This is a genomic window from Pseudazoarcus sp. NS36, from assembly GCF_059703705.1.
The window spans coordinates 102687-118629 of record NZ_BAAKJA010000009.1; the positions used below are offsets into that span (position 1 = coordinate 102687).

At 67.4% G+C, this 15943-nt stretch carries 15 protein-coding genes; 11 read left to right on the top strand and 4 right to left on the bottom strand.

The window, feature by feature from the left end; all coding sequences use genetic code 11:
* Positions 1-2 precede the first annotated feature (2 nt).
* From AC6H0R_RS14450 to AC6H0R_RS14500, 11 genes are all read left to right on the top strand, one after another.
* Positions 3-878, top strand: coding sequence for a branched-chain amino acid ABC transporter permease (locus tag AC6H0R_RS14450; RefSeq protein ID WP_497582068.1), 876 nt, complete (start codon positions 3-5; stop codon positions 876-878).
* On the top strand, positions 878-1822 hold the full coding sequence (locus AC6H0R_RS14455; RefSeq protein ID WP_497582069.1) for a branched-chain amino acid ABC transporter permease: 945 nt from the start codon (positions 878-880) through the stop codon (positions 1820-1822). The genes AC6H0R_RS14450 and AC6H0R_RS14455 overlap by 1 nt, the downstream gene beginning before the upstream one ends.
* The gene (locus tag AC6H0R_RS14460) at positions 1819-3012 is read left to right on the top strand and encodes an ABC transporter substrate-binding protein (protein ID WP_497582070.1); all 1194 of its coding nucleotides are present in this window, start codon (positions 1819-1821) and stop codon (positions 3010-3012) included. The genes AC6H0R_RS14455 and AC6H0R_RS14460 overlap by 4 nt, the downstream gene beginning before the upstream one ends.
* Positions 3013-3071: 59 nt before the next feature.
* Positions 3072-4679 (top strand): sigma-54-dependent Fis family transcriptional regulator, encoded by a 1608-nt coding sequence (locus AC6H0R_RS14465; protein WP_497582071.1) that lies wholly within the window; start codon positions 3072-3074, stop codon positions 4677-4679.
* Between the two features lie 177 nt (positions 4680-4856).
* Entirely contained in the window at positions 4857-5411 is a 555-nt protein-coding gene (locus AC6H0R_RS14470; RefSeq protein WP_497582072.1) for an OsmC family protein, read from the top strand.
* Between the two features lie 49 nt (positions 5412-5460).
* The gene (locus tag AC6H0R_RS14475) at positions 5461-6591 is read left to right on the top strand and encodes an acyl-CoA dehydrogenase family protein (protein ID WP_497582073.1); all 1131 of its coding nucleotides are present in this window, start codon (positions 5461-5463) and stop codon (positions 6589-6591) included.
* Positions 6588-7937: an FAD-dependent oxidoreductase gene (locus tag AC6H0R_RS14480; protein WP_497582074.1), complete on the top strand. Its 1350-nt coding sequence runs from the start codon at positions 6588-6590 to the stop codon at positions 7935-7937. Before AC6H0R_RS14475 ends, AC6H0R_RS14480 begins: the two co-directional genes overlap by 4 nt.
* 27 nt (positions 7938-7964) lie before the next feature.
* Positions 7965-9296, top strand: a complete 1332-nt coding sequence (locus AC6H0R_RS14485) for a CmpA/NrtA family ABC transporter substrate-binding protein (protein WP_497582075.1) — start codon at positions 7965-7967, stop codon at positions 9294-9296.
* 79 nt (positions 9297-9375) lie between these two features.
* Positions 9376-10224, top strand: a complete 849-nt coding sequence (locus AC6H0R_RS14490) for a sulfurtransferase (RefSeq protein WP_497582076.1) — start codon at positions 9376-9378, stop codon at positions 10222-10224.
* A 63-nt stretch (positions 10225-10287) separates the two neighbouring features.
* Positions 10288-10887, top strand: coding sequence for a 2-hydroxychromene-2-carboxylate isomerase (locus AC6H0R_RS14495; protein ID WP_497582077.1), 600 nt, complete (start codon positions 10288-10290; stop codon positions 10885-10887).
* A gap of 73 nt (positions 10888-10960) precedes the next feature.
* A complete protein-coding gene (locus AC6H0R_RS14500) occupies positions 10961-12034 on the top strand; it encodes a glycosyltransferase WbsX family protein (protein WP_497582078.1) in 1074 nt (357 codons plus the stop codon).
* A 9-nt stretch (positions 12035-12043) separates the two neighbouring features.
* Here AC6H0R_RS14500 and AC6H0R_RS14505 read toward each other — a convergent pair whose 3' ends face one another.
* The 4 genes from AC6H0R_RS14505 to hpaI are packed head-to-tail and all read right to left on the bottom strand — an operon-like array spanning position 12044 to position 15932.
* Positions 12044-13567: a tripartite tricarboxylate transporter permease gene (locus AC6H0R_RS14505; RefSeq protein ID WP_497582079.1), complete on the bottom strand. Its 1524-nt coding sequence runs from the start codon at positions 13565-13567 to the stop codon at positions 12044-12046.
* A gap of 18 nt (positions 13568-13585) precedes the next feature.
* Positions 13586-14056, bottom strand: a complete 471-nt coding sequence (locus AC6H0R_RS14510; protein WP_497582080.1) for a tripartite tricarboxylate transporter TctB family protein — start codon at positions 14054-14056, stop codon at positions 13586-13588.
* Positions 14057-14108: 52 nt separating this feature from the next.
* Positions 14109-15056: a tripartite tricarboxylate transporter substrate binding protein gene (locus AC6H0R_RS14515; RefSeq protein ID WP_497582081.1), complete on the bottom strand. Its 948-nt coding sequence runs from the start codon at positions 15054-15056 to the stop codon at positions 14109-14111.
* A gap of 39 nt (positions 15057-15095) precedes the next feature.
* Positions 15096-15932, bottom strand: coding sequence for a 4-hydroxy-2-oxoheptanedioate aldolase (gene hpaI, locus AC6H0R_RS14520; protein ID WP_497582082.1), 837 nt, complete (start codon positions 15930-15932; stop codon positions 15096-15098).
* Between the last annotated feature and the right edge of the window lie 11 nt (positions 15933-15943).

Consider the following 15943-nt stretch of genomic DNA (forward strand, 5'->3'; position numbering starts at 1 on the left):
CGATGGACGCCTACGAGTTCATCAACTTCCACCTGATCCCCGGCCTGCTGCTGGGCTCGATCTATGCGCTCGGCGCGATCGGCGTGACGCTGGTCTTCGGCATCCTGCGCTTTGCGCATCTGGCGCACGGCGACCTGCTCACGCTGGGTGCTTTCCTTGCGCTGGGCGTGGTGACCTTTTCGGGCATGGACCCGTGGTTCGCGCTGCCGGTGGCGATGCTGCTGACGGCGGGTGCCGCGCTGCTGATCGACGCCACTTGCTACGACTACCTGCGCGAACGGCCCAAGATCCTCACCGTGATGGCCTCGCTCGGCGTCGCGCTGATGGTGCGTGCAGTGGTGCAGATGGGCTGGGGCACCGACCCCACGACCTACGCCACGGGCATCGTGCGGCCGGAGGAATATTTCGGCTTCATCCTGCTGCGCGAACGCGAGATCCTGACCTTCGCTGCGGTCATCGTCATCGTCGCCGCACTGGAAGCCTTTCTGCGGCTCACGCGCTGGGGCCGCGCGATGCGCGCGATGTCCGACAACCCCGATCTGGCGCGCCTGTGCGGCGTGGACAACCGGCAAGTGATCCGCCTGACCTGGGTCACCGTCGGCATGCTGTGCGCGGCGGCCGGTTTCCTGCTCGGCATCAACACCGAGGTGTGGGCCATGATGGGCTGGTGGGCGCTGCTGCCGATCTTCGCCGCGGCCATCCTCGGTGGCGTCGGACGCATCGACGGCGCGGTGCTGGGCGGACTCGTCATCGGGCTGGCCGAGGAGCTGTCGGTGCTGGTGGTGCCCGCGCAGTACAAGAGCGCCACGGCCTTCGTCATCCTGCTCCTGGTGCTGCTGCTCCGTCCGCGCGGCATCCTGAAGGGGAAACTCCTCTAATGGATGCCCTCGGCCTGCTCAACTACGCGCTGTTCATCCTGGTGCTGGTCGGCATCTACGGGCTGATGTCGCTCGGGCTCAACGTGCAGTGGGGGCTGACCGGGCTGTTCAATGCCGGCATCGCAGGCTTCTTCGCAATCGGCGCCTACACCTCGGCCATCCTCACCAGCCCGGCCGTCGTGGGCCGGATCGGCGGCTTCGACTGGCCGGTGCCGGTCGGCTGGCTCGCAGCCATGGCGCTGGCCGCGCTGCTGGCCTGGCCGATCGGCAAGATCTGTCTGCGCCTGCGCTCGGACTATCTGGCGATTGCCACCATCGGCGTGGCCGAAATCATTCGTCTCGCGATCCGCTCGGAGGACTGGCTCACCGGCGGTGTGCGCGGCATTGCCAACATCCCGCGGCCTTTCGGTGATCTGCCCTATCTGGCCTCGCAGTTCGCCTACCTGACGCTGGTGGTCGCAGTCGTCGTCGTGGCCTACCTGCTGGTCGAACGCCAGTTGCGTTCGCCCTGGGGCCGCATGATGCGGGCCATCCGCGACAACGAAGCCGCTGCCGCGGCCATGGGCAAGCGGGTGGAATCGCGCCGGCTCGAAGCCTTCATCCTCGGTTCCGTGCTGATGGGGCTGGCCGGTGCGCTGTTCGTACATTTCAACCGGGCCATCACGCCGGACGCCATCGACCCGATGATCGTCACCTTCCTCGTCTGGATCATGCTGATCCTGGGTGGCTCGGGCAACAACCGCGGCGCCCTGCTCGGCGCGCTGGTGATCTGGCTGATCTGGTCGCTCTCGGAATTGCTCACCGACCGGCTTCCGACCGAGCTGGCGATACAGGCAAAATACGCACGCATGTTCCTGATCGGGCTGGCGCTGCAACTGGTGCTGCGCTTCCGCCCGGACGGCATCCTGCCGGAGGAGCAAACCCGAAAACAGGACCCGCCATGATCCGCAAGCATCTCTTCATCGCTGCCACCGCCGCCGCATTCGCCACCCCGGCCGTCGCGCAGGACGCAAAGATCGGTCTGCTGTTCGGTATCTCCGGCGCCATCTCGGCCATGGCGCCGACCATGGTCGAAGCCTCGCGCCTGGCCATCGAACAGGTCAACGCCCAGGGCGGCATCCTCAACGGCCGGAAGCTGGTACCGGTGCTCGGCGACAGCGGCTGCAACCCGCAGAACGCAACTGACGCCGCCAGCAAGGCAGTAAACCTCGACGGCGTACTCGCCATCGTCGGCCCGAGTTGCTCGGGCGCGGTGCTTGCCGCCGCCAACTCGGTGGCCGTGCCGGCCGGCGTGACCATCGTGTCGCCGTCGTCCACCTCGCCGCAGGTCACGAAAATCGTCGACCGCGATCAGGTCTTCCGCACCGTGCCGTCCGACGCTTACCAGGGCGCCGCGCTCGCCCGCACGCTGCTCGCGCGCGGCACCAAAACGGTGGCCGTCACCTATCTCGCCAACGACTACGGCACCGGCCTGGCCCAGTCCTTCAAGACCGAATTCGAGGCCAAGGGCGGCAAGCTGGCCGCGTTCCAGCAGCACGACGGCGCCAAGGCTTCCTACCGCTCCGAGCTTTCAAAACTGTCGCGCAGCGGCGCCGACACGCTGGTGATCTTCGACTACGGCGACGGCACCGGCCTGACCCTGCTGCGTCAGTCGCTCGAAAACGGCTTCTTCAAGCACTTCGTCGGCGCCGACGGCATGAAGTCCGAAGCCATGATCCGCGCCATCGGCGCCAGGAACCTCACCGATCTGGTGGTCTCCGCCCCGATCGGCGCCGGTGAACAGGCGCTCGAAATCTTCCGGAAGGATTTCACCTCCTCGGGTGGCAACCCGGACGGCATCTTCGCAACCACCTCCTACGACGCCGCTTTCCTGCTCGCGCTGGCCATCGAACACGCCGGCGGCGAGCGCAGCAAGATCGCCGCCTCACTGCGCGCCGTCGCCAGCGCGCCGGGTGAGCCCGTGCTGCCCGGCGAGTGGGCCAAGGCCAAGAAGCTGATCGCTGCAGGCAAGGACATCGACTACCGCGGTGCTGCCGGCGACCACGAGTTCGACGCCAACGGCGACGTGCCCGGCGCCTACGCGCTGTTCCGCGTCCAGGGCGAAGGCTTCGAAGCCATCGGCCGGATGGAGTAAGCCTTTCTGGCGCGTCACTTGCTTGTCTCTTCGGGCATGAAATCGCCCGGAAAGACGACGTGAGCCAGGCACACCCCACCGAACCCGCAGACGGTCCGCTGTCCGCCTTCTGGCGCGAGCAGGAGATGCTCTTGCTGCAGCAGGTCACCGGGCTGATCGGCAAGAGCCTGTCGCCCGACGTGGTGCTGCGCGAGATGCTGCACCTGCTCTCCGAGCTGCTGGGCCTGAACCGTGGCCGCATCGTGCTGCGCGACGACGGCGCCGACACCTGCAGCATCCGCTACGCCTACGGACTCACGCGCGACGAAGCCGCACGCGGGCGATATCGCCTCGGCGAGGGCGTGACCGGCACCGTTCTGGCGCGCGAACACCTCGTCATCGTGCAGGACATCGACCGCGAAGAGCTGTTTCTGGCGCGTGCGGTACAGCGCGACAAACTCCCGGACGGCCCGGTGTCGTTCATCGCGCTGCCCATCCGTATCGAGCAGAAGACCATCGGCGTGCTGGCCTGCCACCGCATCCGCACGCGCAACCGCAGCATTGCCGACGACGTGTCGATGCTGCGCATCCTCGCCACCTTGATCGGCCAGTTGCTGTCGCTGCATTCGATGATGGAGGCACGCACACGCGAACTGCAGCAGCAGAACGCCATGCTTACGCGCGCCCTGCAATCGGGCAGCGCGCGCTACGGCATCATCGGCACCGCGCCGCCGCTGCTGCACGCCATCGCCGAACTGGAGCAGGTTTCCGACACCACCGCCAGCGTGCTGCTGCTGGGCGAATCCGGCACCGGCAAGGAACTGTTCGCGCGCGCCCTGCATCTGGCCAGCCCGCGCCGCGACCGCCCCTTCGTGCGCGTGAACTGCGCGGCGATCCCCGAAACCCTGTTCGAGTCGGAGCTGTTCGGCTACGAACGCGGCGCCTTCACCGGCGCGGCCGGCCAGCGCGAAGGCCTGTTCGAGCAGGCCGACGGCGGCACGCTGTTTCTGGATGAAGTCGGCGAACTGCCGCTGACGCTGCAGGGCAAACTGCTGCGCACGCTGCAGGAGGGCACCATCACGCGGCTGGGCGGCAAGCGCGAGCTGAAGGTCGACGTGCGCGTGGTCACCGCCACCAACCGCAATCTCGACCACGAGGTGGCACGCGGCCAGTTCCGGCAGGACCTGTTCTACCGGCTCAACGTCATCCCGATCCGGCTGCCCTCGCTGGCCGAACGCCGTGAGGACGTCCGCGCGCTGGCACTGCACTTTCTCAACCGCGCCAACCAGGCCAACCAGCGCAACGTGAACCTCACCACCGAGGCCTACGACCGGCTCGAACGCCACCCCTGGCCGGGCAACATCCGCGAGCTGGCCAATCTGGTCGAACGCGTGGTGTTGCTGGCGGATCGCACGACGGTGGACGCCGCCATGCTCGAACGCTTCCTGCCCGCCGAGCCCGCGGCAGCACCGGCTGCACGCGCCGGCGGTCCGGCCCTCGGTGACGAGATCGACGGGCTCGTGCGCCCCTATCTGGCCGCGGCATCGCACCCCGCCAGCACCCTGCTGGATGCCGTTGCGCGCTGCGGCGGCAACAAGTCGCGCGCGGCGCAGATGCTCGGCCTGACGGCACGCCAATTCGGCTACCGCTGGAAAAAGGCCGGGCTCGATCAGACCAACAGAATGTAGACAGTGTCTACATTCTGTACGCCACTCCGCAAACTTCCCGCCTCGCGCACAGATCTACAAATTCCATACACAACAACAGCTTCCATAAATATTCAGCAACTGGCACAGCACTTGCGAATTGAGCTTCGAGTCCGTCGTTGAACAAGCGGACCGCGAAACCACATTCAGGAGAGTGCAGTGACCACCGCTACCGAGACCCCCACCACCGTAAAGACGTATCTGCGCCCGATCGACCGTGACGGGCTGATGAAATTTGCCGAAATGGGCCGCAACGACCCGTCGCGCCGCGGCACCAACAAGATCCACACCGTCACCGAAGGCCAGTACCGCACTCTGAGCTACACCGGCCGCAACGACGCCGTCGTCGTCGACGAGCCGCTGCACCTGTTCGGCCAGGACACCGCGCCGGCGCCCGGCGAGATCGTGCTATCCGGCCTGGGTGGCTGCCTGGCCGTGGGCATCATCGCCGTGTCCACCTGGAAGCAGGTCAAGCTGACCAAGCTCGAACTCTTCCTCGAAGGCGACATCGGCAACCCGGCCGCCTGGGGTGCCGGCGGCGCTGAGATGCAGCCGCTGCAGATGGGCTTTCAGGAGATCCGCGTAAAGGTGCTGGTCGAGGGCGACGCGCCGCGCGAAGTGCTCGACGAGATCGTGCAGCACGCCAACTTCTACTCGCCGGTTGCCAACTCCATGCGCAACCCCATCCCGTTCAGCATCGGCCTGGCTGACTGACGTCCCTGCCCGCGTCTGCATGGACGCGGGCTTTTCGGAGGAACCCGACATGAATCTCGCCGAGGCCCACGCGAATCTGGCGGCCCAGCCCACGCTGGTGAGCGCTGTCGAGGCGATTGCCGACGACGCCCTCGCCAAGGTGGCCAACCGCATCGACCACGACGGCTACTACCCGCTCGCCGAAATGCATGCGCTGGCCGGAGCCGGCGCCTTCGGCGCGCATCTGGACCGCAACGGCACGCAGGTCGGGACCGCCATCGACGCCATGCGCGCCATCAGCCGGCGCTGCGGCTCGACCGGTTTTCTGACCTGGTGTCACGACGTGTGCGGCCTGTACATGGAACAGTCCGGCAACCCGGCGCTGACCGGCAAGGTGCTGGACGACCACACCGCCGGCCTGACATTCGGCGGCACAGCCTTGTCGAACCCGATGAAGACCTTCGCCGGCATCGAGACCATGCTGCTCAAGGCCGAGAAAGTAGCCGGCGGCTACCGCGTGTCGGGCGCGCTGCCGTGGGTCAGCCACATCGCGCCGGGCCAGTACTGCGGCGCGATTGCCCGCGTGAACAAGACTGACGGCAGCCGCTCGCACGAAATCATGTTCCTGCTGCGCTTCACCGACGACGTGGTGCTGCGCCAGTGCCCCGAGTTTTCCGGCATGGAAGGCACCAGCACCTGGGGCGTGCGGCTGGACAACTACTTCGTCAGCGAGGACAACCTCATCGCCGACCCGGCCCAGCCCTTCATCGCGCGCATCCGTGCAGCTTTCATCCTGCTCCAGTGCGGCATGGCGACGGGCGTGGTGCAGGGCGCAATTGATTCCATGCGCGAAGTCGAGCCGCTGCTGGGCCACGTAAACAAGTTTCTGCACGACCGGCCGGACGAACTGCAGGCCGAGTACGACGATCTGGGCGCGCGCATCTCCAAGCTCGCTGAAACGCCCTACGACGGAAGCAAGGACTACCTCATCGACGTGCTCGACACGCGCGCGGCCGGCGCCGAGCTATCGCTGCGTGCCACGCAGTCGGCGCTGCTGCACCAGGGCGCGCGCGGCTATCTGATGGACTCGGCCCCGCAACGCCGCATCCGCGAGGCGCATTTCGTGGCCATCGTCACCCCCGCCATCAAGCACCTGCGCTGGGAGATGGACCGCCTGTCACGCGAGGAGATGCCGGCATGAGTGCCTCCGCCAACGCGCCGTGGCGGCAGTTCATCTGCCGCGCCTGCGGCCTGATCTACGACGAGGAAGTTGGCGACGCCGACAGCGGACTCGCGCCCGGCACCCGCTTCGAAGATATCCCCGACGACTGGGTGTGCCCGCTGTGTGGCGTCATCAAGGCCGACTTCGAGCCCTACGAGGCCGTCACCTGCGCGCCGGCCAGCGGCACCGCACCGGTCATCTCGCGCAAGGCCGGCGTGGTGGTGGTCGGCGGCGGGCACGCCGGCTGGGCGGTGGTCGAAGCCGTCCGCGCGCTCGATGCCGAAGTGCCGATCACGCTGGTCAGTGCCTGCACGGCCGACCGCTATCACAAGCCAGAACTGTCCATCGCCATGTCGCGCGGCACCACGCCGGAGGCGCTGGTGCGCGAAGCCGGGCAGGACGCGGCCCGACGGCTCGGGGTGCGCCTGCTGTGCGACACCTTTGCCACCGGCCTGTCGCCGGCCCTGCACCAGCTGCGCACCACGCGCGGCACGCTGAACTGGACCCATCTGGTACTCGCCCAGGGCGCACGCCCCGCTCTGCCCGTGGGCCTGCCGGCCAAACTGTGCTGGCGCGTGAATGACCTCAACGGCTGGAGCCAGCTGCACGCAAAACTGGCCGGCAAGCACCGCCACGTCGTCATCGTCGGCGCCGGCATGGTCGGCTGCGAACTGGCCGAGGACTTCATCCACGCCGGCCATCAGGTCACGCTCATCGACGTGGCCGACGAGCCGCTCGCGGCGCTGCTGCCGCTGCGCGCCGCGCAACGCCTGCGCGAACACCTGCAAAGTCTCGGCGTGCGCTTCATCGGCGGCACGCAGGTAATCCGGATCTCTCCGCGCGACGACGCCGTGCGCGTCATCGAACTCGCCGACGGCCAGACGCTCACCTGCAACGAAGTGGTAGCGGCCACCGGATTGGCCACCGAATCACGCCTCGCACGTGGCGCCGGACTGGCTTTCGAGCGCGGCATCGTTGTCGATCCGGCCACGCTCGCCACCAGTGCGCCGGACGTCTTCGCGCTGGGCGACTGCATCAGCCTCGATGGCCAGCCATGCCGTTTCATCGAACCCATCGCCCATCAGGCCGCCACCATCGCGCGCGCCATCCTCGGCCAGCCCTTCGATGCCTGCGCCCATGAGGCGCCGGTGATTCGCCTGAAGACCCGCTCGATGCCGCTGATCCTCCGCGGCCGGCCCTGCAGCGACCTGGTCTGGCAGACCGTCAGCGACGACGACGGCTATCTCTTCATGCAGCAACTGCGCGACGGCACCCCCGCCGCCAGCCTCGAACTCGGCACGCCACCCGCGCGCCGGGCCAACTGATCGCCAACCCATCCAGCGGAGAACTCCATGGCAGCCTTCGACGACCCCTTCAACAGCAAGCCCCTCGGCGGCTGCTCCTGCGGCAATCACACCAGCCAGGCCGAGCACGACGCGGCACTGCCGTCCGGTGAAGACCCGGCCATGCAGCGCGCGGTCGAATCGGCCGTGGTGCGCGCGCTGTTCCCCGACGACACCCTGCGCCGCCGATTCCTGCGCAGCGTGGGCGCCGGTACCGCGCTGGCGGCGATCTCGCAGTTCATGCCGATGAGTGCGCTGGCTGCCATGGCGTCGGAGACCGGCCCGCTGGAGAAGAGCACGCTGAACATCGGCTTCCTGCCCATCACCTGCGCCACGCCCATCGTCGCGGCCGACCCGCTGGGCTTCTACGAGAAGCAGGGCCTGAAGGTAAACCTGATGCGCACGGCCGGCTGGGCCGTGGTGCGCGACAAGACCATTGCCGATGAATTCGACGCCGCCCACATGCTCTCGCCGATGCCGCTGGCGATCAGCATGGGACTGGGCTCCGACCCGGTACCGATGGTGATGCCGGCCATCGAGAACGTGAACGGCAACGCCATCACGCTGGCCATGAAGCACAAGGACAAGACCGATCCGAAGGACTGGAAGGGCTTCCGCTTCGCCATCCCCTTCGACTACTCGATGCACAACTTCCTGCTGCGCCACTACCTCGCCGAGCACGGGCTGGACCCGGACAAGGACGTGCAACTGCGCGTGATGCCGCCTCCGGACATGATCGCCAACCTGCGCTCGGGCAACATCGACGGCTTCATCGTGGCCGAGCCCTTCAACCAGCGCGCGGTGTTCGACGGCGTGGGCTTCATCCACAAGCTCACCAGCGAGCTGTGGGATCGCCACCCCTGCTGCGCCTTCGTGTCCACCGCCAAGTTCGCGCAGGAAATGCCCAACACCTTCTCGGCGCTGTTCCGCGCCATCGTCACCTCGACGCTGCACTGCTCGCAGATGGAAAACCGCAAGGCCGTGGCAGACGCCATCGCCGGCCCGAACTACCTCAACCAACCCAACACCGTACTCGAACAGGTGCTGCTCGGACGCTTCGCCGACGGCCTGGGCAACGTGCGCAACGTACCCACGCGCATCGACTTCGACCCCTTCCCGTGGCAGTCGATGGCGGTGTGGATGCTCACGCAGATGAAGCGCTGGGGCTATGTGAAGGGCGACATCGACTACAAGCAGATCGCCGAGCAGGTCTTCCTCGCCACCGACGCGCGCAAACGCATGGCCGAGCTGGGCTTCGAAGCGCCGGCCGAGAACTACAAGACCCACACCATCATGGGCAAGGTGTTCGACCCGGCCAAACCCGAAACCGCCCTGATGTAAGGGGCACTCCCGACGGACGCTGCAACCGACCCCGGCAGCGTCCGCCCTTTGTTCCACCCCCAGACAGAGGAACTACATCATGAGCAAGACCCTGATCTCCGCCGCCGAACTCGCCGCCATGAGCGACGTGGTCATCATCGACACCCGCTCCCCCGACGCCTATGCCGCCGGCCACATTCCCGGCGCGGTGAACCTGCATGACATCTTCACCTTCCTCGCCACCTCGGATTCGAGCGGCGTGAAGGAGATGACCGACAAGTTCGCCGCCGCCTTCGGCGCCGCCGGGCTCGACGGCAAGAAGACCGCCGTGCTCTACGAGCAGTCCATGAACACCGGCTTCGGCCAGTCCTGCCGCGGCTATTTCCTGCTCACCTTCCTCGGCTACCCCAAGGCCGCCGTGCTGCACGGCGGCTTCGCCGCGTGGAGCGCCGCCGGACTGCCCGTGAGCACCGACGTGCCGACCCCGGCGCCGGCCACCTTCCCGGTCGACCCGGCTGCCGGCAGCGTGCTGCTCACCAAGGACGACATGCTCGCCGCGCTGGACAACCCGGCCATCGAACTGCTCGACGTGCGAGATGTGGATGAATGGATTGCCGACTCGTCCTCGCCCTACGGCAAGGACTTCTGCCCCCGCAAGGGCCGCATCCCCGGCGCCAAGTGGGTGGAGTGGTACCGCCTGATGAAGCCCTCCGCCGAAGGCCCTGTCATCAAGGCGCCGGCCGAAGTCATGGCCGAGCTGGCCACCGTCGGCATCGGCAAGGACAAGCCGGTGTACCTCTACTGCTTCAAGGGCGCGCGCGCGTCGAACAGCTTCCTCGCGCTCAAGCAGGCCGGCGTCAAAGACGTGCGCATCTACTTCGGCTCGTGGAACGAATGGTCGCGCGACCCGGCGCTGCCCATCGAGGAAGGCCTGCCCTACGCCGCCTGATGCCTCACCTTGCGGGCGTACCGACCAGTGCGCCCGCTCTCCTCTCTTCGGCCGGAGCCCCCGATGACCGTCACCATCGACTACTTCTACTCGCCGATGTCCGGCTACGCCTACCTCGGCGAACCGCGCCTGCGCGAGATCGCGGCGGCGGCCGGCGCGCGTCTGCGCTACCGTCCGATGGACATCGTGCGCGTCTTCGCCGCCACCGACACCGTGCCGCCCTTCAAGCAGTCCGAAGCCCGCCTGGGCTACCGCCGCGAAGACCTCGCACGCAAGGCGCGCATGCTTGGTTTGCCGATTCACGTCATCCCGCGTCACTGGCCCACCAACGCCGCGCTGGCCAGCCGCGTCATCGCAGCCGTTGCGCTGGAAGGCAACGACCCCGGCCCGGCCTCCTTCGCGCTGCTGTCTGCGGTGTGGGCTGACGAACTCGATATCGCGCAGCCCGAACACGTGGCCGACGCGCTGAACCGCGCCGGCCTCGATGCAGCCGGCCTGCTGGCTGCGGCCGACACCCCGGAAGCCGCCGCCGCCCTGGCCGGCAACACCGAAGCGGCCATCGCCGCACGCGTGTTCGGCTCGCCGACCTACGTGGTCGACGACGAGCGCTTCTGGGGGCAGGACCGGTTGGAGGATCTGGCGCAACGGCTCGGCATCGCCTGAAGAAGCCCGCACAGGCTGGAGCGGCCGGGCGCATTGCTCTACAGTCGGGGCCTCCTCCCTTCCGGACTGTTCCATGCACCCTGAAGCCGCCGCCCGCGCCATCGCCTTCTACCTGCCGCAATTCCACCCGATCCCGGAGAACGACGCGCAGTGGGGCAAGGGCTTTACCGAATGGACCAACGTTACGCGCGCGCAGCCGCTGTTTCGCGGGCACCGGCAACCGAATCTGCCGGGCGAGCTGGGCTTCTACGACCTGCGCGTACCCGAGGTGCGCCAGGCACAGGCCGATCTGGCACGTGCCGCCGGCATTGAGGGGTTCTGCTACTGGCACTACTGGTTCGGCAACGGCCGCCGCGTGCTGGAGCGCGTTTTCGACGAGGTACTCGCCAGCGGCGAGCCGGATTTCCCGTTCTGCCTGGGCTGGGCCAACCACAGCTGGACCGGCCATTGGTGCGGCCTCGACAACCACGTGATGATCGCGCAGCACTATCCGGGCGAAGACGATATCCGCGCGCACTTCCAGCACCTGCTGCCAGCCTTTCTCGACCGCCGCTACATCGAGGTCGACGGCCGCAAGCTCTTCGTGCTCTTCGATCCGCCCGCACACCCCGACCTCGCCGGTTTCCGGCGCATCTGGACCGAACTGGCACAACGCAACGGCTTTGCCGGCTTCCATTTCGTCTCGGCAAAGGGACCGGAGGGCGACCTCGACGGCTTTACGCGGCGCGACAGCCTGCCGCTGATCCGCCTGATCAAGCGGCGCAGCCTGCTGCGCAAGGCACACAAAGTCCTGACTGCAGCCGGGCTTGCACCGCCGAGGGTCACACGCGCCGACTACGCCGAGCTCATGGAGAAAACCAGCGCCCTGCCGCTGCAGGAAAACGAAATCCCCTATGTGATGCCGAACTGGGACAACACGCCGCGCGCCGGCCGCAACGGATACGTCGTCACCAATGCCACTCCGGAGCTGTTCGCCCAGCACGTCCGCGCCAAACTCGCCGCCATTGCCCACCGCCCGGCCGAGCAGCGCCTGCTGTTCATCAAATCCTGGAACGAGTGGGCAGAAGGCAACTACCTCGAGCCCGATGCCGAGTTCGGCCGCGGCTGGCTCGACGCCCTGCGCAGCGTGTTGCTGCCGACGCCGTGACCGTCCAGCTCAGGAGGGGCGACCGACGCCTTCCGCCATCGTCTGCGCGGCCTTGTCTGCGCGCAGACGACGCCAGCAGCGCCAGGCCGGCACAGCCATCGACAACACCGCCAGCAGCAGGAAGCTGGCGCTGATCGGACGGGTCAGGAAGACCGTCCAGTCACCGTCGTGCATGGCCATGCCGCGACGGAAATTGGACTCCACCATGTAGCCGAGGATCATGCCCAGCACCACCGGCGCCGCGCTGAAACCGTGGCGGGCCAGGAAGTAGCCGAACACGCCGAAAAACAGCAGGATCCAGGCCGAGCCCAGCGACCCGCTGACGGCATAGCCGCCCACCACGCACATCACCAGGATGAAGGGCATCAGATACGAGCGCGGAATCTGCAGCACGCGCACGAACAGCCGGATGCCGATGGACTGGAAGGCGAACATGAATAGGTTTGCGACGAGGAAGGCCAGGATGATGCCGTAGGCGATGTCGGCGTGATTCTGGAACAGCATCGGCCCCGGCTGCAGGCCGTGGATGAGCAGGCCGCCCATCAGGATGGCCGCAGTGGCATCGCCCGGAATGCCCAGCGTCATCATCGGCACCAGCGCACCGCCGGTCATGCCGTTGTTGGCCGATTCGGTGGCGACGATGCCTTCCGGGTGGCCGGTGCGGAATTTCTCGGGCGTCTTCGACATGCGCTTGGCGCTGTCGTAGGCGAGGAAGGACGCAATGCTGCCGCCGGCACCGGGAATGGCGCCGACCATGGCGCCGATCAGCGAGCTGCTCGACCACACTTTCCAAAGCCCGAAGGTTTCACGGAAGCGCGGGTAGGCGTTGCGGATGCGCATGCCGGACACCCCACCGCTCGTGTCTCGCGCGGCAAGGTCACCCAGGATCTGCGACAGCGCGAACAGGCCGATCAGCGCCGGCATGAACTCCACGCCGCCGATCAGTTCGGGGATGCCGGCCGTGAGGCGTGGCATGCCGGTGAGCGAATCAATGCCGATCAGCGAGATCAGGATGCCGATCAGCCCTGCCACCAGCCCCTTCACGAAGCTGTCGGACACCGAGGCGATGATGGTCAGACCGAACAGACCCAGCGCGAAGTACTCGACGGTGCTGAAGCGCAGCGCCACGTCGGCGATCAACGGCGCCGAGAATGCCAGCACCGCCACGCTGATCAGGCCGCCGATCAGAGAGGCCACCACGCACAGGCCCAGCGCGCGGCCGGGCTCGCCCTTGCGCGCCATCGGAAAGGCGTCGAGCGTGGTCGCCACCGACGACGGCGTACCGGGAATGTTGAGCAGCGCCGCCGGAATGGCACCGGCCGAGATGGCGCCGCAATACACCCCCAGCAGCATGCCCATGCCCGCCACCGGGCCCATGCCGAAGGTCAGCGGCAGCAGCAGCGCCACGCCCATGGTGGCGGTGAGGCCCGGCAGGGCCCCGAAGATCAGGCCCAGCACGGTACCGGCGGCAATCGAGAGCAGCAGGCCGACGTCCAGCAACAGGCTGGCGGCGTCCGCGAAATGTCCAAACATGTCGATTCCTCCGCGGGCTCAGGGCAAGGCGAGCTTGAACAGCACCGCGAAAACGAGATACACGAAGCCGGTCACCAGCACCGCGAACAGCGCGGAGGCGGCCAACGAGCGCAGCGACACGCCCTCGCCGCGCATCATGCAGTGCGAGAACTGGCGGAAGGCACACAGGAACAGCAGCGTGCTGACGAGGAATCCGGCTACCGACAGCAACAGCAGATAGACCACGATGGCCGCCAGCGTCACGCCCAGCACCATGGCCTCATGCCGGCTGAAACGCGGCGACTCGGACTTCTCCCACAGCGTTTCCGCAACCAGCAGATAGCCCACCAGCAGCATGATCAGCGCGCTCACCCAGAACGGCAGGAAGCCCGCGCCCGGATCACCCGGAACGCCGATGCCCGACGGAATCGCACGCGCCATGTGCAGAAAGAAGCCCGCGCCGGCGATCAGCAGCAGGTAGAAGATCTGGCGCTCGTTGATGCGGAACATGTCTCACCCCTCGTGCCACCTGCCCGGCCCCGTGCGGGGCCGGGCGGCGACATCATTTCTTCAGTTGCTGGGCCGTCTCGATGAAGGATTCGGCCGTCTTGTGCATGCGTGCATCCAGCGCCTTGCCCGGCGGCACGTAGTCCACCTGCGCGCCCTGCGCCGCCACGAACTTGCGGAACTCCGGGTCGCTGGTCGCCGCTTCGAGCGCCTTCGCCCAGGCGGCCTTGACGTCGTCACCCACGCCGGCCGGCGCGGCGATGCCGCGCCAGTTGGTCAGCACCAGATCATGCCCCAGCTCACGCACCGTCGGCACGTCCGGGTAGTCGGTCGAACGCTGCTCGCCAAGCGTGGCAACCAGCCGCAGCTTGCCGGACTGGAGAGCCGCAGAGACATCCGCGAGGTTGAGCATCAGCGCATCGATGTGGCCGCCCATCGCCGCCAGCACCGCCTGCTTGGAACCGTCGTGCGGAATCTGGCGCGCCTGGTAGCCGCCGGCCTTGGCGAGAATCTCGCTGGCGACGTGGGTCGAGCCGCCAAAACCGGAGAAGCCGAAGCTGACCTTGCCGGGGTTGGCCTTCATGTCGGCGACCAGCTCCTGCCAGGTCTTCCACGGGCCATCGGCGCGCACGGTAACCACATAGTCTTCGGTCAGCACGTTGCCGAGGTAGTCGAAGTCCTTGTACTTGTAGGTCGCGTTCCCCATGCCCTGGGTGGCAAAGATGACGTTGTTGGGGATGGTCACGGTGTAGCCGTCGGGCTTGGAGCCGGCGACCTTGGTGAAGCCGAGGATGCCGCCACCACCGGGCATGTTGCTGACCACGATGGTCTGGCCCAGCGATTTCTCCAGCGCCGGCTGCATGGCTCGCGCCAGCACGTCGGTGCCGCCACCCGCGCCATACGGAATCAGCAGCGTGATGGGCTTGTCCGGATACTCGGCCAGTGCGGCGCCGGAGCTGATCAGCCCGGCGAACAGTACCGCTGCGGTGTTCCACTTGTTCATGTCGTCCCCTCCTTTTGTTTTATCGGATTACAGCACTACTCAGTACACGGTTGCTCCCGTCGGGGCCGGCGCATCGGCCAGCCCGAACTCGCGCGCACGGGCCCGCACCGCCTGCAGCATCAGCGTTACATCCAAGCCGACGGCGGTGAAGGTCGCACCCAACGACAGATAGCGACGCGCATGCGCGACGTCGCCGGTCAGCGTGCCGGCAGCCTTGCCGGCGGCGACGATGCGTGTGATCGCGTCGTCGATGGCGGCCTGCACGTCGGCATGGCCGGGGTTGCCCAGATGGCCCATGGAGGCGGCCAGATCGGCCGGCCCGATGAACACGCCGGTGATGCCCTCCACCGCGCAGATCGCGTCCAGATTGGCCAGCGCGGTGGGCGTTTCGAGCTGCACCAGCACGGAAATCTCGTCGTTGGCGCGCTGCACGTAATCAGCCCGCCCGTTCCAGCGCGAGGCACGCGCCGCAGCCGCACCCACGCCGCGCACACCGTGCGGCGGATAGCGCGTGGCGCCCACTGCGGCGGCGGCCTGTTCGGGCGTATCGACCATCGGAATGAGCAGGTTCTGCGCGCCGATATCCAGCAGGCGCTTGATCTCCACCGCGTCGTTGTGGCCGGCGCGCACCACCGCCTGCGAGCGATACGGCGCCACCGCCTGCAGGTGCGCGAGCACGCTGCGCAGGTCGTTGGGCGCGTGCTCGGTGTCGATCAGCAGCCAGTCGAAGCCCACCGTTGCGCACATCTCGGCGCTGTAGGGGCTGGTCATCGACATCCACAGGCCGAGCTGCGAACGGCCTTCCAGCAGGGCTTGTTTGAAGGGGTTGCCGGCGCCCATGGGGTCGCGCGCGGCGCTCGATTCGCTCTGAGACATTCGGGGGCTCT